A 22,768-nucleotide genomic window follows, 5' to 3' on the forward strand; every position below is an offset into this window, starting at 1 on the left:
AATGAACAAAACTTTACTACTAATTTGTGCATTTTCATTGAATGCATTTACCATACCTAACAGTATTATTGCCATTGTTAATGATGATTTGGTCACTTTTGACCAAATTAGTGTTGACATTAAATCTAATCATACCAAAGTGCAAAAGTTAGTCTTGGTCAATCAACAAATAGACTTAATTTTGCAACTACAGAAAATTAAGCAACTAAACATTACGCCAAAAGAAAATGCGATTAATAGCATGTTAGGCAACATTGCCTCAAATAATAATTTAAACTTAATGCAATTACAATCTCTACCTAAATTTGATGAAGTTATTGACCATGTAAAACAAAGTTTATCGTTAGAGGGTCTTAGACAATTTATTGTTGAAAATCTTGATATTAAACTTACTGAGGTTGAAATAATTAAGCAATTGATTAAAACCCCTAATCATTCAAACAAATTAACGCAACAAATAAAAATTGCACAAATCGCCGTTAATTCTATTGATCAAGTAGACTCATTATTGAGATCAAAAGATAGCTTGATTAAAGACTTCTTAATTGATCTAAGCGAGAAAATTAACAAAGGTGATTCATTCTCTACTTTAGCAAAACTTTATTCGCAGGACGCTTCTTATAAAAATGGTGGTAAATCTGATTGGCTTAATCTATTAAAATTACCGGAAATTTTTAAACAGAATTTAAAAAACCTTTCAGTAGGTGATTTATCACAGCCATTTAAAATAGGACAAGTCTGGAGAATTGTTAAAATTATTGATAAACGTAGTGTTGATAACTACTTGATTGAACTTAAAACTAAATTAATACGTCAAAAAGAAAATATCTATTTTAATGATTGGATAAAAAAATTAAGAAAAGAGGCTTATATTGAAATTTTTGACAATAAGTTATAGATGTCAAAATCAATTATTATCACTAGTTTTCACGCTGTTCAAGCGCAGTTAAAATCAAATCCTACATGTTTTATTAAGGTCTTTATATTAAATAAACGGTGTGATAAACGCTTAAACACTCTCACCTCTGAGTTTAACAATTTTGGTATTAGTGTTCAGCGGTGTACCAAAATTCAATTAGATAAATTAAGTAATCATCAAACCCACCAAGGTGTTGCAGCTGAAATATTATTACCTACCCTACCCGACCAAGGCGAGTTAATCTCTTATGTGTCTAAATTGGATAATGCTGGTTTTATTTTAATACTTGATTCTATTCAAGACCCTAGAAATTTAGGCGCTTGCTTGCGTAGTGCTAACGCAGCTGGGGTTCATTGTGTAGTCATTAACAAAAATGGATCAGCGCCTATTAATTCACTGGTACATAAGACTTCTGCAGGTGCGCTTAATCAGCTAAAAATTTTCCAGGTAACCAATCTATCTCGCACCATTAAGGCGCTACAACAAAAAAACATTTGGGTAATCGGTTTAGATGGCTCTGTTAATATCTCCATTTATCAAATAGATTTAACTATACCAAATGCTATTATTATGGGCGCTGAAGGCTCTGGACTTAGAAGGTTAACCAAACAATCTTGTGATCAATTAGCTAAAATTCCCATGCAAGGCAAGGTGGAAAGTTTAAACGTATCTGTTGCCACAGGAGTGACACTTTTTGAGGTAAATAGACAGCGTCTTCTATAGGCTCAAATTATGTGAATTTTACGCACATATTTGGTTAGCAATGAAAACAACTATTATCAGTTAAAATTGAAAATAAAAAACGAAGCTGTTTCATCACAAGCATCCAGAATGATTAGTGTTTTTAAATGGCACTTAAAAACAAAGGTTGTGTATCAATGCAATAGTTTTGGTTTACAGTACGTATAACGTAGTTATAATCAACAAAAGTTTGTGGTATTTGATACGTGGTTGAATTCTACTCTAGTGCAAATTTTTTTCAAACTTAACATGGTCTTTCCTATAGAAAAAATATGTAAATTTTTTCTATTTATTGTTTTTTCACTACATGAAAAAACAACCTTAAATTCAAATCACCTATGTATGATTGATCTTGAAATAAACGTATAACAAACTATTTTAAAATAACACTAGGGGGATTGTTTATGAATAGACAAGAACAAACAAATGTATTGACAAAAGACTGGGCTGAGAATCCACGTTGGAAAAATGTGAAACGCGCTTATAATGCGAAAGACGTTGTACGTCTACGTGGCTCCATACAGCCTGAATATACTTACGCACGATTAGGTTCTGAAAAATTATGGAAACTGATTAACGATTCTTCTAAAAAGGGTTATGTTAATTGTATGGGCGCAATCACAGCAGGTCAAGCGATGCAGCAAGCAAAAGCAGGTATTGAGGCAATTTATTTATCAGGTTGGCAAGTTGCTGCTGACGGTAACACATCAGAAACCATGTATCCTGATCAATCCTTGTATGCGTATGACTCAGTACCAACAATGGTGCGTCGCATTAACAATACCTTTAAACGTGCTGATGAAATTCAGTGGGCAAAAGGTATCAATCAAAACGATCAAGAGTATGTTGATTATTTTCTACCTATTATTGCTGATGCTGAGGCTGGGTTTGGTGGTGTATTAAATGCTTATGAGTTGATGAAAAATATGATTGTCAATGGTGCAGCAGCCGTTCATTTTGAAGATCAGTTAGCTTCGGTTAAAAAATGTGGACACATGGGTGGCAAGGTTTTAGTTCCCACTCAAGAAGCGATTCAAAAACTCACTTCAGCACGCTTAGCAGCAGATGTAATGGGTATTCCTACGATTGTATTAGCACGAACTGATGCTGAGGCAGCAACCCTATTAACGTCTGATGTAGATCCTAGAGATGAAAGATTTGTGACTGGTAAACGTACTCCAGAAGGATTTTATATTGTTAAAAATGGTCTTGAGCAAGCCATTTCACGCGGTATTTCATACGCACCATATGCTGATTTAGTATGGTGTGAAACTGGAAAACCAGATTTAGGTTTTGCTCGTGAATTTGCTCAAGCAGTATTAGTTAACAATCCAGAACAACTATTAGCATATAATTGTTCGCCCTCATTCAATTGGAAAAAAAATCTAAACGATAGTCAAATAGCCTCCTTTCAAGAGGATATTGCCGCCATGGGATATAAGTATCAATTCATCACTCTAGCTGGTATTCATAATATGTGGTATAACATGTTTGAACTTGCTCATGAGTATGCTCAAGGTGAAGGCATGAAACATTATGTTGAAAAAGTTCAGGAGCCTGAATTTGCAGCAGCAGAAAAGGGCTACACATTTGCTTCTCATCAACAAGAAGTGGGGGCTGGTTATTTTGATGATGTTACTACTGTTATTCAAGGCGATACATCTTCGGTAACCGCCTTAACAGGTTCAACAGAGGCGGCGCAATTTTAAAGTGTTAATCTTGTTTCAAATTTGCTTGAAGTAGCATCTTTTTAGAAAAATTACAAAAAAGTAGTTCTTAAAAGATAATTAACTAAAATGTCAGGTGAATCTGCTATAAGATTGATGTTATTAGTGCGTAATAGGATTTATATTTTAACAGATTTAATTAAAAATAGCAATGGTTATGAGCTTTGGTGAGAGTATTTCGGACGTCATGATAATAACATTAATTAGCATGCACGACCTAGAAAAATCACTCATAATTTCTCTCATGAGAAGTTACTTTACCTTATCAAATCCATAGACTATATTGTTCGCGAAACATCTAGCATTAATGAATAATTGTGTTTTATGGCATAAAATTTTTCATGTGATTAATTTAATTGAATACGATGACCACACGGTATATTTTCCTTGCCTTTAACAAGCCACATCGCTGGATAGCTTTGTTCAAATTCTGGAAACTTGCCTTTGGCATCAGTAAAATAAATCAGTACACTGGGTATGGTATCTTGTGTATTAACATAATCAAACACAGGATTAAAATTAGTGCCTTTACCCGCCGCCTAATGATGCTGGAAATGTCAGCGTCCCAAGCTTCAAAATGCCATATCAGTTCTTTACTAACTTTTTCATCACAAGCAATTAATGTAATTGAGGCGAGTATATTGCTTTTAATGGCATTAATTTCTGTTATAAATTCATCAATTTCATCTTGATGAGATTGAGCCAGAAGTGTCAATGGCAACAGTAATATCAATTTGGTTAGATCTAAGTGATGACAATATTGCATTGCCACACTAAGACGTGATGGTCTAGCATAGGAGAAATCAATTAATTTAACAAATCCACCGTCTAATTTTCCCACTTGTTGTGCACTTGAAGCAAGATTTTTTTGCCATTTACTGCTTAATTGTTGAATTTCATCTAGTGTTAAAGGACTTGGCTTATCTACCAAGCCAGAAGAGTTTATATTGTTTTGGTGATTATCTTTGTTATTGTCTTTTAGACTATCCTCACGCAATCCACCATCAGACTCATTTGCGTCATCTTTTGGATTGTCATCATATAAATACTGATCCATAGGTTTAGTATCAATACTATCATCAATCATTGGGTATATTACTTCTGCAATCATGCCTTGATATTTATGAAAAATAGGTAAATCAAGTGGCGGATGAAACCCTTCTTTTACCAAAAGTGGATTAATGGCAAAATCACAAGCCAAATCCCATTTGCGTTAATGCACAATTGCATGGCTTCATGAATAAGAACAAACTTAATTTGCTGGTCAATAAAACTTGGATTATAATAAAAGCTTTTAGCGTCAGTTGCACTCGTCTTACACCAAGAATCAGCGGTTTTAAGTGGTAGCCGAAGCACTAAATTACCTAAAAAGGTTTGTCAAGAATAAGTTGTGTACGTGCTTTAATTAGCTTTTCCTCAACTGCTTGCAAATCAATCTTATCAATGTTATTTTCAATCACAACATCTTCGACAATAACCCTTTCCTGTGGTTCAAGTTCAATAGCTTTAATCAAACATGATATCAGCAATTTTATTTGCCCAATCAGTAAATTCAGGGATGGTAAAAATATCGCTACCAATACCACGTTGCATATCTGATACCAGCATAACACCCAATTCTTTTTGTGGAAAGTTTTTAGCAAAATTAAGAATATGGCCCCATACTTTTTCAGCATAATTAGTGTCTTAAACGCTGATTGCTCTACCTGCTATTGCTGCACAAATTGCATATTGCAAATCAAGCTCTTTAGGAATTGAGACACTTTCGCCATTAATAATAGCTTCAAGATCAGGCAAATTAGACATGTGTTCAACAAACGTAGTAATTTCAAACCCCTACCACTTCGCCAACACAAGCACTAGCAGCTTGTCTAAATAAAGATAAATCAGTGCCAAATTTATTCAACGCTCTATGTACAAATTCCCAAGTTCTTGATGATGGAAAAGCAACTGGGTTGTGTTTAGCGTCAAACTCAAATAAATGTTCAGGACGATAACGTAAAAAACCAATAATACGTTCATCAATGTTGTTTTTATATGCCCACGTCACCCAATCATTCAAGTCAACATCAAGCTCAAAATGCGAAAATCGATTTGCCAAAGGTGCAGGCATGGCCTCGATCACCTTGGCGATTTCCTGCAGCAAATATCACCCCCCAGCCCTCAGACACAATATAATCGCCTAAACGGCGGTCAAGAATAAGCTGATATGGTTGGTGGTGCTGAGGTAATTTCATCAAGAAATAAAATACCTTGCTCGCCATGACGCTTTGAATCGGGTAATAATGAAGGCACTGACCAGTCAACTAAATCTCCATTTTTAAATGGTATACCACGAAGGTCACTAGGCTCCATTTGTGATAAGCGAATATCAATAATATTAACCCTATTCTTGGTTGCCACTTATAATTTTGGACTTTCCAATTCCTGGTGCACCCCATAACATAACGGGTGTATGATAACCTTGCATCACTGATACTAACTCTTCATTAAGAATTTTACTGACTTGTTCTGGACGCATGAATACTTGAAATTATTAAAACAGGCCCTATTTTACAGTAACAAAATATAAAATCACTTGACATGACTACCATTAATCTTACTTCAGAAACACTATTCAATTTTCCTTGTGATTATCACATTAAAGTACTTGGCAAGGATTGTGAAGCACTTCAACGTACTATTTACAGCATTGTTGAGCGTTATACTGACAAATTACATCCTAATCAAATAACAAAAAAGCACAGCTCTAAAGGTAATTATATGTCTTTTAGCATTCATATTATCGCCAGTAGTAGAATTCAATTGGATGCCATTAATCAAGATCTACAAGACTGTCATTTAGTGTCTTATGTTTTATAAATTCTTATGCGTATTATCGACCTAGGGCGTCAAAATTATTTAAACGTTTGGGAACAGATGAAAATATTTACTAATGCTCGTAATAAAAATACTCAAGATGAACTGTGGACTGTAGAACACAATCCTGTGTTCACACAAGGTATTTCTAGTAAATCAGAACATATTTTGTCAAGTAGTGACATTCCTATTATTCAAACTGATCGTGGCGGACAAATTACTTATCACGGTCCTGGTCAAGTGGTTATTTATTGCTTAATTGACCTTAAGCGTCTTGGTGTTGGAGTTAAAAAAATGATTGAAATCATTGAAAATTCAATCATTGATTTATTAAAAACCTATGCTATTAAAGCACATCTAAAATCAGACGCACCAGGTGTGTATGTTGATAATGCTAAAATTGCAGCACTAGGTTTAAAGATTAAACAATCAAGAACTTACCATGGCTTGAGTCTTAATGTGGATATGGATTTATCTCCGTTTATGCAAATTAACCCTTGTGGATATCAAGATTTGAAAGTAACACAACTCTGTAATTTAACGGAAAATAGAGATACCTTAAATACCATTGCTGAGAAACTTAGCCAAATACTCATTAATCATGTTGCAAGAAATAGACATTAAAAGCCTAAAAGGTAAATCTAAAGTGGTGCGTTTAAAAATTAAGCCTGATTCCGAGAGATTGCCCATTAAAAAACCAAATTGGATTCGCATTAAGCACGTTGCTAGCCAAAAAGTTGAGCAATTAAAAAAAACACTTCGATCACAGAAACTATTTACAGTTTGTGAAGAAGCACAATGTCCAAATTTAAGTGAATGTTTTAACCATGGTGCTGCCACTTTTATGATTATGGGGCAAATTTGCACGCGTCGTTGTCCATTTTGTGATGTTGCTCATGGCAAACCAAAAGCACTCGACGTAGATGAACCTAAACATCTGGCTAATACCATTAAAAAAATGCAGCTTAAGTATGTGGTAATTACTTCAGTGGATAGGGATGATTTACGTGATGGTGGTGCTCAACATTTTAAAACGTGTATTGATAATATCCGGCTAAGCACACCCAAAGTGAAAATTGAAATTCTAACTCCAGATTTCAGAGGTAGGATTGATAAAGTGCTTGAAGTCTTTAAATCTTGCTCACCTAATGTATTTAATCATAATCTGGAAACAGTACCAAGCCTATACCAAAAAGTACGTCCTGGTGCAAATTATAATTATTCATTGAGATTGCTAAAAGCATTTAAACAACAACACCCATTTGTCATTACCAAATCAGGATTAATGTTAGGAGTGGGTGAAAGTGAAAAGCAAGTTATTAATGTTTTAAAAGACTTACGCAAACACAATGTAGATATGCTAACTTTAGGTCAATATTTACAGCCAAGCAAACATCATTTAGCTGTTGAGGCGTACATTCATCCGAATCAATTTGATAAATACAAAAAAATTGCACTTAAATTAGGATTTTCTCAAGTTGCTAGCGGACCTATGGTGCGCTCTTCTTATCATGCTGATTTACAAATCAAAGGCGAATTAATAAGTTAAAAATTAGTAGGAAAAAATATAAACAGGAAAATTTTCTGAGTGTCATCTTTCTCTTTTGTGTAATAAAAGGTGTGAATGTAACGTTTCGAATCATAAATCGCTCTTGTCTTCTTTCTTCAATAATTCGTTTTTAGCTTGATCTTTTCTATCTAAAACCGTTTTTATCCACTCTTTAGGATCTTTGTCTATTTTTTTAGCTTTGACTGGTTTTTCAACATTGTATTTTACATCTGCATCTGCATCACCAGGAAGAAGTCCCATGTTAACTGCAATATTTCTACAAGCAGCCTCACCAGCAGATAAAGTACCTAGTGGGATTACGACCAAAGTAAGCACAGTAGAAACTAGCACACCAAACAATAACGAAATTGCCATGCCTTGAAAGATGGGATCTGACAAAATAACACTAGAACCTCCAACCAATGCAAATGCAGTAATCATGATAGGTCGTGTGCGTGAAGAGCATGAATTAATCACTGAATCAAAAAACGGCATACCCTTGGCATATTCTTGAACAGTAAAGTCAACCAATAGAATAGAATTTCGTACAATAATACCTGCCAATGCAATCCAGCCAATCATTGAAGTGGCTGTAAATTCTGCACCTAACAACCAATGACCTGGAACAATGCCTAGTAATGTTAATGGAATTGGTACCATAATAATAGCTGGGATAATAAAGTTACCAAACTGCCATACAACTAACATATAAATTACCACCAGTGCTACAGCAAATGCACTTCCCATATCACGAAAAGTCTCATAAGTAACCGTCCATTCACCCGTCCATTCAAAACTTGGAACAGTTTGATCTGTTGGCGGTCCTAGATATTCACCTTGTAATTGTTTGCCATCAATCGTTTGATATTTAAGCAACAAATCATCCACACCCATCATTGCATAAATTGGCGCGCTTAAGCGACCTTTAGGCTCTCCCAACACATATTCAACATCTGCTAAGTCTTTGTGGAAAATTAAGTCATCTTCCTTTTTATAACTAAACGAACCCAACTCTGAAATTGGAATCATACCACCATGTTGCGAAGGTACAGGTAATTGAGTTAAATAAGACAATTGAGAGCGTTTAGATAACGGTATTTGTAGGCAAATACGAGAAGGTTCAAGTGCATTCTTTAATCGAATCGTGCCTACATTAAAACTACTCATAGCCATAGAAAGTGTTTCTTTAATGGTCATAACACTAACACCAAATCGAGAAGCTTTTGCCGTATCCACTTGAAAATTAATAACTGGATATTTATCACGCATTAAATTATCAATATCTGTCATTGTGTTAGATTCTTTAAATAATTCCGTCAAATCATTTGCAAGTTTATGACGTGTTTCTTTATCTGGACCATATACTTCAGCAACTACGGGGCGTAATACCGGAGGACCTGGTGGCATTTCAACAACAGCATAATTAGCACCTGCATCTTCCACAATTTGTTTAACCAAAGTTCTTGCTTCTAAAGAAATCTCATGACTAGAACGATCTCGCTCTGACTTTTCAACCAACTGAATTTGCAATTCACCCTCTGAGGGAGATTGTCTTAAATAATAATGCCTTACTAGTCCGTTAAAATCAAAAGGCTTGGCAGTACCTGAATAAGATTGAACGGCAACCACTTCTGGCATATTACGCAATACTTGTGCCATTTTATGTAAGGTTGAAGCAGTATTCGCTAATGCTGTACCATCAGGCATGTCTAACACCACGCCAAATTCAGACTTATTATCTAATGGCAACATTTTTACAGGAACCGAAGTGGTATAGAACATTGACATTGATATAAAAAAAACAACAACCAATCCAATTAAAAAACTCCAGCCATATGCCTTTATATTGAACAGTTTAGAAATGGTTGAATGAAAAAAATCAAACATAATCTTCGTTTCTTTTTCTTCTTTTTTGTGCATTTTTCGCAATACATTTAAAGGTGGCGCAAACACCATAATAAAATAAGGCGTAAAAACGAATGCTGCAAATAATGAAAACATCATTGCAACCGATCCCAGTACTGGGATTGGAGCCATATACGGACCCATCATACCACTCACTGCTGCCATGGGTACCAAAGCCGCCACCACAGTAAAAGTTGCTAAAATTGTTGGGTTGCCCACTTCACGTACTGCGTCAATTGCAGTGCCAATGGTAATTTTATTATCAATCAGCCATCGCCTATAAATATTTTCGGTAACAACAATTGCGTCATCCACCAAAATACCAATTGAGAAAATCAAAGCAAATAAACTCACCCTATCAATGGTCATGCCTAACATCCATGCAGAAAAAATGGTCATCAATAATACAACTGGAATAACCAGTGTGACAACAATAGCTGGACGAATACCCAAAGCAAACCAAACAAGCATAGTCACTGCACCTGTGGCAATAAATAATTTTTTAATCAAAGCGTTTACTTTGTTTTTTGCAGATTCTCCGTAGTTTCTAGTAACACTAACCTCTACATTATCAGGAATTAATCTGCCCTTTAACGCTTCAACTTTGGCGAGAATATTTTGTGCTACTTCCACGCCATTGGTGCCATATTTTTTTGCAATAGCAATGGTTACAGCTTGTTCGCCAGTAGCTTTTTTACCTGTTTTGTTTGCTTTTCCAGTATAATAACTAACCATATGCTCGGCATCTTCTGGAGCATAATACACATCAGCTACATCACGTACATAAATTGGCTTACCATCGCTAACTGTAATTACCAGGTTTTCAATATCTTCAACTTTACTAAAAAAATCACCTGAATAAACCTCCATCCTAAAGCCATTTAGCTCAATATTGCCTGTGTGTCCCCTGACGTTAGCATTACCAATTGTGTTGGCGATTTGTTGAATAGAGATACCATGTCCAGCTAAACGACCTGGATAAGCATCAATATGAAAAATTTCCTTACGCCCCCCAACAATAAAGCCATTGTTAGTATCTTTAACCTTAGCAAGTTGTTGTAACAACTCCAAGCTCAATGAGCGTAACTGTCCATCATCAAGTGATTTTGACCAAAGCGTTAAATTAATAATTGGCACGTCATCAATTTCTTTGGGCTTAATGAGTGGTTGCTTAGCACCTGGCGGCATAAAATCAAGATTTGCCAACATTTTGTCACGTACTTTGATAATAGAGGCGTTCATTTCCTGGCCCACATCAAACTCAACAGTAATAATGCCATGACTTTTATCACTAACAGAATAAACATGCTTAACGCCCAAAATATTTGACATTAAACGCTCTAAAGGCTTAACAATAATATTTGACACTTCCTCAGAAGAAGCCCCTGGATATTCGACAAATAAGTCAATAAGTGGCACAGAAATTTGAGGGTCTTCTTGTCTTGGGGTTGAAATTAAACCAATAATGCCTGCACTCAACATAGCGAAAAATATGATAATGGATAATGGCGAAGTAATGAAAGCCTTAGAGAGCTTTCCAGCAATACCTAACTCAAAATCTTCATAGACCTCGTAATTTTTATTTGTCATAATTAAATTAAATACTCATGCCTGAAACCATTAAGATGTTTGGATTAGCCACAATTCTTTCACCAATTTTCAAACCTGACAAAACGCTTTTTTTATTTTTGCCAACTTGTTCACCTAAACGTATGAATCTTAATTCTGTTTTATTGGTTGATGAATTAATAACGAACACGCTTGGCAATGAAGAACGCCACATAATAGCCACTTCAGGAATGGTGGGTGTTAGTACACCAGAGTCTGTTTCAAAAATTTCTACTTCTGCATATGCGCCTGACAATACTGGCACATTTGCTGGCAAATCAAACTTAACTTTAACACTGTGTTTGGCATTATCTGCAATGGGATAAATTTGTGAAAGTTTAGCATCAACCACAATGTTGGCAATATCCAATTTAATACGGTATGTTTTGTTAAGTTTTAGACTTCTGACTAGTCTTGAAGGCACATTCACTTCAACTTGAAGATTTTTAATATTGGCAAATTTTATTAAAATTTGACCAGGCTGAACAACATCACCCTTATTAATACTTTTAGCCACAATCACACCGTCAAATGGTGCACTAATGTTAACATCTTTTAAGCGTGATTCAACTTGCTTTAAGCGTGATTCAACTTGCTTGAGTTTATTTTTGGCTTGCTGATAGTTTGTATATCTAGAGGTTCTATTAGCAAACTTGTCAAAATCTGGATTACCTTGACCTGATATTTTTAACATAGGATCAGTAAACATTGAAAACATACCTGGTACGCTACCAAACATACCACCTGAGTTTGGGGATACGATTGATTGTGAATATTGAACACCTGCATTTCTAAGTGCTTCATTGGCTGAGGCAATTTCTGCATAAGCTGAATCTCTTTGTGCTTGAATAGATTCTTGTTCTAATGTGACTAAAATCGAATCTTGTTTAAACATGTCACCTTCTTGACCACCAATGCTTAACACATCGCCAGAAACTTGAGCAACCAAATTAACCTGCGAAGAAGAAATGACTGAACCGCCTAAAAGTACTCTTTTATCAAGTGACATACCACTCACAACCTGGACATTATAAGCAGATTCAAAATTATTAACACTTTGATTTACGTTTCTAAAAGGTGCACCAAATGATGTGATTTGCGTCTGAGAAGATAACGAAAACATCAATAAAATTGATGTGAATAGTAGTAAAACTGATGAGTTCATAATTGGTTTGTTTTTTTTAAAGTGAAAAAAATAAACTTTAACGAGAATTTTATATGATTAAAATACACTGTATCTATTATTTTCTTTAAAAAAGACAAATTGCTTTTATCATAATTGGTATAAATATTTGTTTTTAAATAACTTTATTTACTTTTATGGACAAATTTCGCTATAAAAACCTCACAATATTGACCTAATGACGACCATTGCTTTCACCGTTGGAGAACCATCAGGCATCGGACCTGATTTGGCTGTTATTTACGCTCAAAAAAAATCAAATAAAAATCTTTTGTTATTTGCAGATCCAGATGTCTTATTAAATCGTGCAAAACAACTTAATTTAAATATAAAAATCGTTGAATCTGAACAAGCTAGTTCAGCTTATGAACTGCCTATCTATCCAATTAAAGTTAACACTCCTGTAAAGTGCGGTATTTTAAACAAAAACAATGCGCAATATGTGTTAAATACACTTGATCGCGCAACTGAGTATTGTCTTAACGCACAATGCGATGCTTTGGTTACTGGACCGGTACATAAAAGCATTATTAATCAAGCGGGAATTCATTTTACAGGCCATACTGAATATTTAGCTAACTTATCTAATACTGATAAAACAGTCATGATGTTGGCAACAAGTGACTTAAAGGTAGCACTAGCAACCACGCACATGCCACTTTCAGAAGTACCTCAAAATATTACCACGCAATCTTTACAAAAAACCATTAGTATTATTCATCAATTCTTATTAAATGACGGTATCGATACACCTAAGATTATTGTGTGTGGTTTAAACCCACATGCAGGCGAAGATGGCTATTTAGGCATGGAAGAGATTGAAATTATCAACCCTTTAATTAAAAAACTAAATAGCCAGGGGTGCGATCTTGTAGGTAGTGTACCTGCTGATACAGCCTTTACACCTGATGCGCTGATTGGTGTTGACTGTGTACTTACTATGTATCACGACCAAGGTTTGCCAGTACTAAAAACATTAGGATTTAAAAAAGCGGTTAACATCACACTGGGTTTGCCATTTATCCGAACCTCAGTGGATCATGGTAGTGCACTTAGTCTTGCTGGTACTGGAAATATTAGCCTTGGTAGTTTGAATACTGCGCTGAATTATGCACAAATACTAATAGCCAATCGTAAAAAACGCCAACTTTCACAAGTGGCATCGTCTTATGCATAAAGCCTGTAAGCGTTTTGGACAAAACTTCCTTGTTGATCATAGAATTATTGATCGTATTATTGCCACCATCGCCCCAAAACGTGATGATAATTTATTAGAAATCGGTCCTGGACAAGGCGCCATAACACTACCTTTATTAGATTATGTAGACCAATTAAACGTCATTGAAATTGATCGAAATTTAATTTCAATTTTAGAATCACTTAAACATTCTAATTTAATCGTTCATCAGGGCGATGTGCTTAAATTTGACTTAAACGTCGTACCCATACCAATCAGGGTGATTGGAAATTTACCTTATAATATTTCCTCTCATGTTCTTTTTTATTTACTTAAAAATTTAAACAAAATAAAAGACATGACCTTTATGCTGCAAAAAGAAGTTGTAGAAAGGATAGCAGCAAATAATGGCTCTAAAATATATGGACGTTTAAGTGTCATGATGCAGGCGTTTTTTGATGTTCAGATGATTTTTATTGTACCACCAGAATCATTCAATCCTGCACCAAGAGTAGAATCTGCCGTTGTGCATTTAAAACCCTTAACACAGCCAAAAACTAAAGACATTAAAATACTTGAAAAAGTTGTAAAATTAGCATTTTCACAACGCAGAAAAACGCTTAAGAATTGCTTAAAATCAATACTAACTCAAAAGCAAACTAATATTGACTTATCTCAACGTGCCGAAATGTTAACAATTGATAATTTTATTACCTTAACAAAAGACTATGAAAAACAACATTGAAATAGAGGTTAAAGTGACTTATTTGGAGCATCAGTCTGATGTTTATGCAAGTCAGTACTCCTATGCTTACACCATTACAATTATTAACAAGGGCAATGTTGGCGTGCAACTTTTAACACGTCATTGGCGTATTCAAGATGAAACTGGATATATTGAAGATGTTATTGGCGAAGGTGTGATTGGTCAACAGCCTCATTTGGCGTCAGGAGAATCTTTTCAGTACGCCTCAGGTGCTATTATCAAAACCTTAACTGGTTCCATGAAAGGCTCTTATGGTATGGTTGATGACTATGGCGAGCGTTTTAATGTGCAAATTCCTGAATTTGTGCTCAGCAAACCTTATACGCTACATTAATGTCAGATTATTTAATTGGCGATATTCAAGGTTGTTTTGACGCTTTACAAGCCTTGTTAAAAACAATTAAATTCTCAAGCGATAAAGACCGACTATTTTTTTTAGGCGATGTAGTTAATAGAGGTAAAAAATCTCTAGCAACATTGCGTTTTATTAAAGATTTAAAAAACAATGCTTCAATGGTGTTAGGTAACCATGATTTTTATTTATTGGCCTGCTCACTGGGCAGCAAAAAGCCCAATGAGAAAGACACATTTATGGACATTATCAATGCCAATGATGCAGATTCATTGCTAGATTTTCTGCATAACCAACCTTTAGTAATTAAATACAAAAATGTCCTTATGATTCATGCTGGCGTACCACCAAATTGGGATATTGATAGGCTTCTTCAACAATCTAAGCAAGTGCAAAAACATCTTCAAAGCACTAACATTTCACAGTTTTTAGATAAAATATATGGCAACAAACCTAATATTTGGTCTAAAGATTTAACCGAACTGGAACAATGTCGATATACTATTAATGCTCTAATGCGACTACGCTTTTGCAAAGCAAATGGTGAATTAGAATTTAGTCATAAAATGAATTATACACATCCACCAAAAGGTTTTAAAGCTTGGTTTATACACAAAAATCGATTGTTAAAAAATATCGATATATTCTTTGGTCATTGGTCTAGTTTGTCAGACGTTAATCAAACACATATTTATCCTATGGATCATGGCTGTATTTGGCACGGACGATTAAGCGCTATCAGACTAAAGGACAGGAAAGTCTTTTCTATCAGTTGTTAAATTTCTACCTTACCTTCAAATACAAATTGTACAGGACCTGATAAAAATACATGTCCACCTTGTATGTATTCAATCAAAGTATCGCCACCATTTAAGTGAGCAACCACATTTTCTTTTAATAAGCCTTGTTCAACACCATAAACCACCGCTGCACAGGCGCCAGAGCCACAAGCTAAAGTTTCACCAGAACCACGTTCATAAACACGTAAGTTAATTTCATGAGTATTCAGAATTTGCATAAAACCAATATTAGCCTGATTGGGTAGCAATTCACTTTGTTGAATTCTGAGTGCAATACTACTAACATCAACTGTATTAACATCTTCAACCAACATGACACAATGAGGGTTGCCAATTGAGACAGCACCTAAATCAAACCCTTCAATTTGATAATACGTGCTTTGTTGGGGAACTAGGAGTAGGATATCAGCTGGATTAAAACTTGGTTTCCCCATGTCAACACGCACTGTATTGTCATCATTCAAGTACAAATTAATAATACCAGAACGAGTTTCTACAACAATTGGATTGTTGTTACTTAAACCTTTTTTACTAACAAAAAACGCAAAACAACGTGCACCATTGCCACATTGTTCCACCTCTAAACCGTCAGCATTATAGATAACATAACGAAAATCAACATTTTTTGTGTTGCTAGTTTCAACCAACAATAGTTGATCAAAGCCAATGCCTAAATGTCGATTGGCTAAATTTGCTATTTGTTCAGCATTAAAAGTAATATCACCAGCAAGGTTGTCAACCATCATAAAGTCGTTACCAAGTCCATGCATTTTTACAAAATTAATCAGCATATTATGTATTATCCACTTATAACTCTCAAGGTTAAGAATAATTGAGTTCTGATAAAATACTGCTTAATTTTCATGTAAAGGCAGCCAATGCAAACACCAACTAATATTAATTTAAACAAAGTAAAAACCTTATTAACCATCACCTTTGACAAGATTGATTATCCACTTAGTGCTGAATATTTGAGAGTTTATTCACCCTCAGCTGAAGTAGTTGGCCATGGCAAGGGGCAAGAAATTTTGCAACTTAATAAAAAAAACGTAACTATTCTACGTATTCAGCCAACAGGTAATTATGCCGTTATTTTATTTTTTAGCGATAATCATGATAGTGGTATTTATTCCTGGTCACACTTGCATAAACTTGCTTTGAATCATGACAAACTTTGGCATAAATATTTACAAAGACTCAAAGATGCTGGACACACTTACCCACAATTATAAACCCTAATGGCTTTTATTTCATCCCTAGGGTTTTTCTTAATTACCATTGGTATTTTGGTAACTGTTCATGAATTGGGTCATTTTTTAGTTGCTAAAAAACTTAACGTCAAAGTGTTGCGTTTTTCTATTGGGTTTGGCAAGATTTTAAAATCATTTAAGTATGGCGAAACGCAATACACACTGTGTGTGCTCCCTTTAGGTGGTTTTGTTAAAATGCTTGATGAAAATGAGACACTAGTTGAAGCGTCAGAAAAACACCGTGCTTTTAATCAGCAAAGCGTTTATAAACGTATCATGATTGTTGCAGCTGGACCGATTGCTAATTTTCTTTTAGCTGTTATCCTCTATACTGTTGTTTTTGTTATCGGTGTTAATGGCGTTAAGCCTATTGTGGGTACACTTGAAAGTCCTAGTATTGCCCAGCAATCAGGCATTAAAATAGGCGATCAACTACTGAGTATTAATGGCGTTTTAACACCAACTATTAGTGAATTTTCAATTAATTTTATTCAGTCACTGGATGAGAATCATCTTTATGTTGATGTTATTTCCGGCGCTTCAAATCTTAAAAAATTAGAATTTAACTTATCTGGTGATTTTTTATCTAATCCAGAACAAGGTGTTGATCGCTACTTAGGGTTTAAATTTGCCATGCCTAAACTTGAGGCTATTATTGACCAAGTTGTGCCTAATTCGCCTGCTTCAATAGCAGGCTTACAAACAAATGATAAAATTTTAAGTGCAAACCATGTTTATATCAACTCATGGTATGATTTTGTTAATGTCATTCAAAATAGCTCAAATAAAGAAATTAATTTGCAAATTAAACGCAATGGTAATATTTTAAATACGATACTGACACCAAAAATTGAGAACGGTTTAGCCAAAGCAGGTGTTAGAGTTTTGGTGCCTACTGGTTACTTAAATAAATGGCTTGTGCTAGTTAAAAAAAATACATTTGACGCTTTTATAGCAGCTAATGAGAAGGTCTATCAACTCACTCTGCTTAACTTAAAAATGATTAAAAAGATGATTATGGGTGACACATCGCTTAATCAAATTAGTGGTCCTATTAGTATTGCTAACTATGCCGGAAAAAGTGCTCAAGTTGGCTTTACATCATTTTTATCTTTCTTGGCACTTATCAGTATTGGTCTAGGTCTGCTTAATTTATTACCCATTCCATTATTAGATGGTGGACATTTGTTTTTCTACTTAATAGAGCTTATTAAAGGCTCAGCTATTAGCCAATCATTTCAACAAGTTTTAACAAAATTTGGCTTATTTATTGTTATATCACTAACGGTTGTTGCTCTGTATAATGATTTGTCACGTTTATTATAATTTATGAAAAAAATTATCACCTTATTTATCTTAGTAGCAAACATTTTAGCTTGTTCAGTTACGTTAGCAGCACCTATTAAAAATATTGAAATACTAGGCCTTAATGTTATTTCTAGGGGTACAGTTTTAAGCTATCTTCCAATTGAGAAAGGTGATAATTATAACAATCAAGTATCAAGACAAATTATTCGAGCTCTGTATAAAACTAATTTTTTTAAAGACATTGAGGTTTCTCAAGAGACTCAAATTTTGAAAATTAAGTTAACAGAAAACCCGCATATTAAATATATTGAGGTGATTAATTATTCAAATAAAGTAATTCAAGAAAAGTCATTAAATCAAATTTTGAAAACCAGGGGACTTTCTCAAGGTAAAATTTTCAATAAAAGACAACTTGATAAATTAATTACCCAACTAAAAGCTGTATACACATCAAAAGGTTATTATGACGTTATTATCGCCAAAACTATTAAGATTGATACACAAAATAGAGTGGGTATTGAGCTTAATATTAGTGAAGGTAAAGTAGCAAAAATTAGCTCAATGAAAATTACTGGCAATCATATTTTTGATGAAAACGAGTTATTAAATTTATTTGAAATTGGACAGGCTGACTTTTTTGTTATCAATTATTTCACCGAAAAAGACCATTACTCTAAAGTGGCATTAGATGCTGGCATTGAATCTATGAAATCATTCTATATTAACGCTGGCTACCTTGATTTTAAAATTAATGAAGTCAAAACAGATTTATCAGAAGACAAGCAAAGTATTAGTATTAACCTTCAGATTAGTGAAGGCATTGAATACAAAATTGGCACCATTCAATTTACAGGAGACTTACTTAATAATTCTATTGAATATCTTAGAAAATTATTGAGTTTTAAAAAAGGTGATGTGTTTGAACGCAAAAAAATGATGCAAAGTTTGCAAGCCATTAACGACATATTCTCCAATCAAGGCTATGCTTTTTCTGATGTCAAAGTTGCAACATTAGAAAACACAAGTGCACATACGATTAATTTAAGCATTGACATAGCGCCCAATAAAAAAGTTTACATTAACCGTATCACTATTGTTGGCAATACTCGTACTCAAGATGAAGTTATTCGTCGTGAAATTAACATTCATGAGGGCAGCTTATACTCTAATACTGAACTTAATGAATCTATCGAAAAAATAAAACGCTTAGGTTTTTTCTCCGATGTAAAAATGCAAGTTTCAAAACTTGAAGGCTTTAAAGATAAAATTAACTTACATTTTAGTGTTGAAGAAATACAAACCGGCATTTTTTCAATTGGCTTGTCACACTCCAATAGTACAGGTGCATCGCTCAACTTAGGTGTACAAGAAAGAAATTTTTTAGGTACAGGTAATACACTAAACCTTTCTTTATCTAATTCTAAAGCAGCAAGAGATATTAGTTTTTATTTTTCTGATCCATATTTTACTCAAGATAGACACAGTATTAGTTACGGCGTATTTTCAAAAAAATTAGACGCATCTGAACTAAAGTTGGATGAATATAAGATTGATGAAAATGGCTTTAGTTTAGGCTATAGTGTACCAATAACAAAAAAAATAAGAATTGGTGCTGACTTAAGAGCTTCAAAGCGTGATATTAACTGTGGAACAACCCTTTCTGATGATCATGAACCAATACAATGTGCCAGTGAAGATGAAACTGAACTGAAATTGGGCTTGAATTGGAGCAACAATACACTAAATGACTTTAATTTTCCAACCAAAGGACAAAAAAATAGTTTAAATTTTAGTCTGGCCTTACCTGTGGCAGATTTTCGTTATTATAAGTTAGATGCTTCTCATAAAAGTTATTATCCATTGAAAAATGATTTAATTCTCTCCTTTAAAGGTAATCTAGGCTTTGCTCAGGGTTATGATGATAAAGAGCTCCCTTTCTTTAAACGTTACTATGGTGGTGGTTCTTCATCAGTGCGTGGGTTTGACTTTAACTCCTTAGGAATAAAATACATAGGTAGTGATAAAGTCAAAGGTGGTGAACTTTCTTTTCTGACTAGCGCCTCAGTCATCTCGCCAATAAAATTTATAGATGATAATAAAAACATGCGTATTAGCGCCTTTGTTGATTTAGGGTCGATTAGTGAAAAAGCCTCTGGTTTTGACTTGTATGAATTACGTCTTTCAATAGGTGTTGCATTTTCTTGGCTAACACCTATTGGACCATTAGGCTTTTATGCTGCCAAGCCTTTAATTAAAAAATCAGGCGACAAAATCAAAACGTTTGACTTCACATTAGGCACTAGTTTCTAAATCAAACGTATAATTGTATTTTGATTTAATCTAAATAAAATAATGTACACATTGGGGGAAATTGCTAAAACTATTAACGCCAAACTCGTGGGTGACGCCAATATTGAAATTACAGGTATTGCTACAAGTTTATCTGCCAATCAAACGCAACTAACCTACATCAACGGTAATAAATACAAACAAATGTTAATAAACTCTAAAGCTGGTGTTGTTATTCTTAATAATAATTTGTTAAAGAACTGTCCTACTAATGCTTTAGTGGTTGATAATGTCTACTTAGCATTTGCAAAAGCCACACACTTATTTAAAAAACAAACTGTGCATTGTCAAGGTACTCATTCAAGTGCCAAAATCAATTATGCAAAAATAGCACCAAACTGCATTATCGGTAAAAATGTTGTCATTGGGAATCACTGCACCATTGCTCCAAATGTTGTCATTGAAGATGATGTTATTATCGGTAATTACACTTTGATTCAGCCAAATGTAAGTATTTTACAAGGCTGTTCAATTGGTAACAATGTTGTTATATCCCCTGGCGTAGTGATTGGTTCAGAAGGATTTGGTAATGCTCAAGATCAACAAAAACACTGGTATAGTATTGCACATCTTGGTTATGTTATTATTGGCAGCAATGTGAGCATTGGTGCCAATACAACCATTGACCGAGGCACGATTGAAGACACTCAAATTCACAATGGTGTGCAAATTGACAACTTAGTACATATTGCACATAACGTTATTATTGGTCAAGACTCTGCCATTGCTGCTACAGTGACCATTGGTGGTAGCTGCACGATAGGAAAAAGATGTATGATAGGTGGTGGTGCAACTATTGCCAGCCACATTAGTTTAGTAGATGATATTATTGTGACAGGTGCTAGCACTGTTGATAAAAATCTATCTGAGCAAGGACATTACACAGGTTTCACCTCTATTAATAAGCATCAAAAATGGAAGAAAATACAAGTATGGCTGTTAAATCTTGATAAAATCGCTCATTATTTAAATATTAAACTTAAAGAATTAAAGGGAAAATAACATGGAAATGAGCATTCAAGACGTCAAAAACTATCTACCCCATCGTTATCCTTTTTTACTCATTGATAGAGTACTAGAGCTAGAAATTGGAAAATCAATTGTGGCATTAAAAAATGTTACCTTTAATGAGCCTCAATTTACTGGGCACTTCCCTGAACAACCAATTATGCCTGGCGTTATGATTGTTGAAGCCTTAGCCCAAGCAACAGGAATTTTGGCCTTTAAATCTGAGGCAGGTAAGCCAATTGATGGACAAATATATATGCTTGTTGGTATTGATAAAGTCAGATTTAAACGCATGGTTGAACCTGGAGATCAGTTACGTTTAGAGGTAGAGGTCATAACAATTAAACGTGGTATTTGGAAGTTTAAATGCAAAGCAACTGTAGATAATCAAATTATTACGAGTGCTGAACTAATGTGCACTCAAAGAACAGCAGGTTAATTAAAAAAATTAAGGAGTGTAAGGTGGCTATAGATCCTAGTGCAATTATAGATCCTAGTGCAAAAATTCATAAAAATACTGAAATATGTGCTTATGTCATTATTGGTGCTAATGTAGAAATTGATTCTGGCACAATTGTTGAGGTGCACGTTGTTATTCAAGGCCCAACTAAAATTGGAAAGAATAACCATATTTATTCTTTCGCCTCAATAGGTGGAGATCCACAAGATATTACTTATGTAGAAGGTCAAGAGTCTAGTTTAATTATTGGCAACGACAATCTCATTCGTGAATTTTGCACCATTAACCGTGGCACCGAAAAAGAAAATTCCATCACTCGAGTGGGCTCTAATAATATGTTAATGGCTTATGTTCATATTGCCCATGATTGTCAGGTAGGTGATCACATTATTATGTCCAATAATGCCTCTCTTGCAGGTCATGTTAGAATCCATGATTGGGCAATTTTGGGTGGCTTCACCTTGGTTAAACAATTTTGTATGATTGGCATGCATACCTATGTTGGTATGGGTTGCCAAATCAACAAAGACATTCCTGCTTATATGGTCGCCTCTGGTGTGCAAACTCGGGTTAGAAGTATTAACGTCGAAGGCATGAGACGACGAGGTTTTAGCCCTAATGCGATTGCAGCCATTAAACGTGCCTTTAAGGTTGTTTATCGTGAATCTGGCTTATTAGACCAATCTCTTAAAGAATTAGAACAATCAGAATCTGACCATCCAGAAGTGGTACAATTTGTTAAATGCATTCGTAGTTCTAAGGTTGGTATTATGCGTGGCCCAACTGAAGAATAATATTTTAGAGATG

The 22,768-nt window shown here is 34.5% G+C and carries 23 protein-coding genes and 1 pseudogene; 16 read left to right on the forward strand and 8 right to left on the reverse strand.

What is annotated here, in order from left to right:
- The first annotated feature begins 1 nt into the window (after position 1).
- The 3 genes from RMAG_RS02680 (at position 2) to aceA (ending at position 3,369) form a co-directional block, all read left to right on the forward strand.
- Entirely contained in the window at positions 2-898 is an 897-nt protein-coding gene (locus RMAG_RS02680) for a peptidylprolyl isomerase (protein WP_011737915.1), read from the forward strand.
- Complete coding sequence (rlmB, locus tag RMAG_RS02685) at positions 899-1,642, forward strand: 23S rRNA (guanosine(2251)-2'-O)-methyltransferase RlmB (RefSeq protein WP_011737916.1); 744 nt, start codon at positions 899-901, stop codon at positions 1,640-1,642.
- A 422-nt stretch (positions 1,643-2,064) separates the two neighbouring features.
- On the forward strand, positions 2,065-3,369 hold the full coding sequence (gene aceA, locus RMAG_RS02690; protein WP_011737917.1) for an isocitrate lyase: 1,305 nt from the start codon (positions 2,065-2,067) through the stop codon (positions 3,367-3,369).
- 365 nt (positions 3,370-3,734) lie between these two features.
- Here the strand turns inward: aceA and RMAG_RS05825 are convergent, their stop codons facing one another.
- The 5 genes and pseudogenes from RMAG_RS05825 to RMAG_RS02700 all read right to left on the reverse strand — a co-directional run bounded on the left by RMAG_RS05825 (position 3,735) and on the right by RMAG_RS02700 (position 5,908).
- Positions 3,735-3,896, reverse strand: coding sequence for a hypothetical protein (locus RMAG_RS05825; protein ID WP_157834512.1), 162 nt, complete (start codon positions 3,894-3,896; stop codon positions 3,735-3,737).
- Entirely contained in the window at positions 3,851-4,588 is a 738-nt protein-coding gene (locus RMAG_RS02695; protein ID WP_049752793.1) for a hypothetical protein, read from the reverse strand. Before RMAG_RS02695 ends, RMAG_RS05825 begins: the two co-directional genes overlap by 46 nt.
- On the reverse strand, positions 4,552-4,743 hold the full coding sequence (locus RMAG_RS06250; RefSeq protein WP_422851291.1) for a hypothetical protein: 192 nt from the start codon (positions 4,741-4,743) through the stop codon (positions 4,552-4,554). Before RMAG_RS06250 ends, RMAG_RS02695 begins: the two co-directional genes overlap by 37 nt.
- An 8-nt stretch (positions 4,744-4,751) precedes the next feature.
- Positions 4,752-4,901 (reverse strand): hypothetical protein, encoded by a 150-nt coding sequence (locus tag RMAG_RS05830; protein ID WP_157834511.1) that lies wholly within the window; start codon positions 4,899-4,901, stop codon positions 4,752-4,754.
- Positions 4,894-5,908 (reverse strand): annotated as a pseudogene (locus RMAG_RS02700) (P-loop NTPase family protein). Before RMAG_RS02700 ends, RMAG_RS05830 begins: the two are co-directional and overlap by 8 nt.
- A 62-nt stretch (positions 5,909-5,970) precedes the next feature.
- Between RMAG_RS02700 and RMAG_RS02705 the strand changes: the two are divergent.
- From RMAG_RS02705 to lipA, 3 genes are read left to right on the forward strand one after another with little or no spacing between them, the layout of a single operon-like run.
- Positions 5,971-6,249 carry a YbeD family protein gene (locus tag RMAG_RS02705; protein WP_011737918.1) on the forward strand — a complete coding sequence of 93 codons (279 nt, stop codon included), beginning with the start codon at positions 5,971-5,973 and terminating at the stop codon, positions 6,247-6,249.
- A gap of 6 nt (positions 6,250-6,255) precedes the next feature.
- Positions 6,256-6,870 (forward strand): lipoyl(octanoyl) transferase LipB, encoded by a 615-nt coding sequence (gene lipB, locus RMAG_RS02710; protein ID WP_011737919.1) that lies wholly within the window; start codon positions 6,256-6,258, stop codon positions 6,868-6,870.
- Positions 6,848-7,795: a lipoyl synthase gene (lipA, locus tag RMAG_RS02715; protein ID WP_011737920.1), complete on the forward strand. Its 948-nt coding sequence runs from the start codon at positions 6,848-6,850 to the stop codon at positions 7,793-7,795. Before lipB ends, lipA begins: the two co-directional genes overlap by 23 nt.
- A 90-nt stretch (positions 7,796-7,885) precedes the next feature.
- On the opposite strand, the gene RMAG_RS02720 is transcribed toward lipA, so the two are convergent.
- Together RMAG_RS02720 and RMAG_RS02725 are read right to left on the reverse strand one after the other, a co-directional pair.
- A complete protein-coding gene (locus RMAG_RS02720) occupies positions 7,886-11,290 on the reverse strand; it encodes an efflux RND transporter permease subunit (RefSeq protein WP_011737921.1) in 3,405 nt (1,134 codons plus the stop codon).
- A gap of 7 nt (positions 11,291-11,297) precedes the next feature.
- Positions 11,298-12,473 (reverse strand): efflux RND transporter periplasmic adaptor subunit, encoded by a 1,176-nt coding sequence (locus RMAG_RS02725; protein ID WP_011737922.1) that lies wholly within the window; start codon positions 12,471-12,473, stop codon positions 11,298-11,300.
- Positions 12,474-12,669: 196 nt separating this feature from the next.
- Here RMAG_RS02725 and pdxA point away from each other — a divergent pair, with 196 nt between their 5' ends.
- The 4 genes from pdxA to RMAG_RS02745 are packed head-to-tail and all read left to right on the forward strand — an operon-like array spanning position 12,670 to position 15,565.
- Positions 12,670-13,668 (forward strand): 4-hydroxythreonine-4-phosphate dehydrogenase PdxA, encoded by a 999-nt coding sequence (pdxA, locus tag RMAG_RS02730; RefSeq protein ID WP_011737923.1) that lies wholly within the window; start codon positions 12,670-12,672, stop codon positions 13,666-13,668.
- Positions 13,661-14,413 carry a 16S rRNA (adenine(1518)-N(6)/adenine(1519)-N(6))-dimethyltransferase RsmA gene (gene rsmA, locus RMAG_RS02735; protein WP_011737924.1) on the forward strand — a complete coding sequence of 251 codons (753 nt, stop codon included), beginning with the start codon at positions 13,661-13,663 and terminating at the stop codon, positions 14,411-14,413. Before pdxA ends, rsmA begins: the two co-directional genes overlap by 8 nt.
- A complete protein-coding gene (gene apaG / locus RMAG_RS02740) occupies positions 14,397-14,768 on the forward strand; it encodes a Co2+/Mg2+ efflux protein ApaG (protein WP_011737925.1) in 372 nt (123 codons plus the stop codon). Before rsmA ends, apaG begins: the two co-directional genes overlap by 17 nt.
- Positions 14,768-15,565, forward strand: coding sequence for a symmetrical bis(5'-nucleosyl)-tetraphosphatase (locus RMAG_RS02745; protein WP_011737926.1), 798 nt, complete (start codon positions 14,768-14,770; stop codon positions 15,563-15,565). Before apaG ends, RMAG_RS02745 begins: the two co-directional genes overlap by 1 nt.
- On the opposite strand, the gene dapF is transcribed toward RMAG_RS02745, so the two are convergent.
- The gene (gene dapF, locus RMAG_RS02750) at positions 15,562-16,377 is read right to left on the reverse strand and encodes a diaminopimelate epimerase (protein WP_011737927.1); all 816 of its coding nucleotides are present in this window, start codon (positions 16,375-16,377) and stop codon (positions 15,562-15,564) included. The genes RMAG_RS02745 and dapF overlap by 4 nt on opposite strands.
- An 87-nt stretch (positions 16,378-16,464) precedes the next feature.
- Here dapF and RMAG_RS02755 point away from each other — a divergent pair, with 87 nt between their 5' ends.
- From RMAG_RS02755 to lpxA, 6 genes are read left to right on the forward strand one after another with little or no spacing between them, the layout of a single operon-like run.
- On the forward strand, positions 16,465-16,818 hold the full coding sequence (locus tag RMAG_RS02755; RefSeq protein ID WP_011737928.1) for a gamma-butyrobetaine hydroxylase family protein: 354 nt from the start codon (positions 16,465-16,467) through the stop codon (positions 16,816-16,818).
- Between the two features lie 6 nt (positions 16,819-16,824).
- The gene (gene rseP, locus RMAG_RS02760; protein ID WP_011737929.1) at positions 16,825-18,162 is read left to right on the forward strand and encodes an RIP metalloprotease RseP; all 1,338 of its coding nucleotides are present in this window, start codon (positions 16,825-16,827) and stop codon (positions 18,160-18,162) included.
- Positions 18,163-18,165: 3 nt separating this feature from the next.
- Positions 18,166-20,454: an outer membrane protein assembly factor BamA gene (gene bamA / locus RMAG_RS02765; RefSeq protein WP_011737930.1), complete on the forward strand. Its 2,289-nt coding sequence runs from the start codon at positions 18,166-18,168 to the stop codon at positions 20,452-20,454.
- 42 nt (positions 20,455-20,496) lie between these two features.
- Positions 20,497-21,495: a UDP-3-O-(3-hydroxymyristoyl)glucosamine N-acyltransferase gene (lpxD, locus tag RMAG_RS02770; RefSeq protein WP_011737931.1), complete on the forward strand. Its 999-nt coding sequence runs from the start codon at positions 20,497-20,499 to the stop codon at positions 21,493-21,495.
- A gap of 1 nt (position 21,496) precedes the next feature.
- Positions 21,497-21,940: a 3-hydroxyacyl-ACP dehydratase FabZ gene (gene fabZ / locus RMAG_RS02775; RefSeq protein ID WP_011737932.1), complete on the forward strand. Its 444-nt coding sequence runs from the start codon at positions 21,497-21,499 to the stop codon at positions 21,938-21,940.
- 23 nt (positions 21,941-21,963) lie between these two features.
- Positions 21,964-22,755, forward strand: a complete 792-nt coding sequence (gene lpxA, locus RMAG_RS02780; protein ID WP_011737933.1) for an acyl-ACP--UDP-N-acetylglucosamine O-acyltransferase — start codon at positions 21,964-21,966, stop codon at positions 22,753-22,755.
- The last annotated feature ends 13 nt before the right edge of the window (positions 22,756-22,768 follow it).

Source organism: Candidatus Ruthia magnifica str. Cm (Calyptogena magnifica), assembly GCF_000015105.1.
Taxonomy (GTDB): Bacteria; Pseudomonadota; Gammaproteobacteria; order PS1; family Pseudothioglobaceae; genus Ruthia; species Ruthia magnifica.

Excerpts from the sequence above, each read along its gene's own strand:
- apaG (WP_011737925.1), top strand. The coding sequence starts at position 14,397 with ATGAAAAACAACATTGAAATAGAGGTTAAAGTGACTTATTTGGAGCAT.
- RMAG_RS02680 (WP_011737915.1), top strand. The coding sequence starts at position 2 with ATGAACAAAACTTTACTACTAATTTGTGCATTTTCATTGAATGCATTT.
- RMAG_RS02720 (WP_011737921.1), bottom strand. The coding sequence starts at position 11,290 with ATGACAAATAAAAATTACGAGGTCTATGAAGATTTTGAGTTAGGTATT.
- rsmA (WP_011737924.1), top strand. The coding sequence starts at position 13,661 with ATGCATAAAGCCTGTAAGCGTTTTGGACAAAACTTCCTTGTTGATCAT.
- pdxA (WP_011737923.1), top strand. The coding sequence starts at position 12,670 with ATGACGACCATTGCTTTCACCGTTGGAGAACCATCAGGCATCGGACCT.
- rlmB (WP_011737916.1), top strand. The coding sequence starts at position 899 with ATGTCAAAATCAATTATTATCACTAGTTTTCACGCTGTTCAAGCGCAG.
- RMAG_RS02755 (WP_011737928.1), top strand. The coding sequence starts at position 16,465 with ATGCAAACACCAACTAATATTAATTTAAACAAAGTAAAAACCTTATTA.
- dapF (WP_011737927.1), bottom strand. The coding sequence starts at position 16,377 with ATGCTGATTAATTTTGTAAAAATGCATGGACTTGGTAACGACTTTATG.
- rseP (WP_011737929.1), top strand. The coding sequence starts at position 16,825 with ATGGCTTTTATTTCATCCCTAGGGTTTTTCTTAATTACCATTGGTATT.
- lipA (WP_011737920.1), top strand. The coding sequence starts at position 6,848 with ATGTTGCAAGAAATAGACATTAAAAGCCTAAAAGGTAAATCTAAAGTG.
- RMAG_RS02705 (WP_011737918.1), top strand. The coding sequence starts at position 5,971 with ATGACTACCATTAATCTTACTTCAGAAACACTATTCAATTTTCCTTGT.
- bamA (WP_011737930.1), top strand. The coding sequence starts at position 18,166 with ATGAAAAAAATTATCACCTTATTTATCTTAGTAGCAAACATTTTAGCT.
- lipB (WP_011737919.1), top strand. The coding sequence starts at position 6,256 with ATGCGTATTATCGACCTAGGGCGTCAAAATTATTTAAACGTTTGGGAA.
- aceA (WP_011737917.1), top strand. The coding sequence starts at position 2,065 with ATGAATAGACAAGAACAAACAAATGTATTGACAAAAGACTGGGCTGAG.
- RMAG_RS02745 (WP_011737926.1), top strand. The coding sequence starts at position 14,768 with ATGTCAGATTATTTAATTGGCGATATTCAAGGTTGTTTTGACGCTTTA.
- fabZ (WP_011737932.1), top strand. The coding sequence starts at position 21,497 with ATGGAAATGAGCATTCAAGACGTCAAAAACTATCTACCCCATCGTTAT.
- lpxD (WP_011737931.1), top strand. The coding sequence starts at position 20,497 with ATGTACACATTGGGGGAAATTGCTAAAACTATTAACGCCAAACTCGTG.
- RMAG_RS02725 (WP_011737922.1), bottom strand. The coding sequence starts at position 12,473 with ATGAACTCATCAGTTTTACTACTATTCACATCAATTTTATTGATGTTT.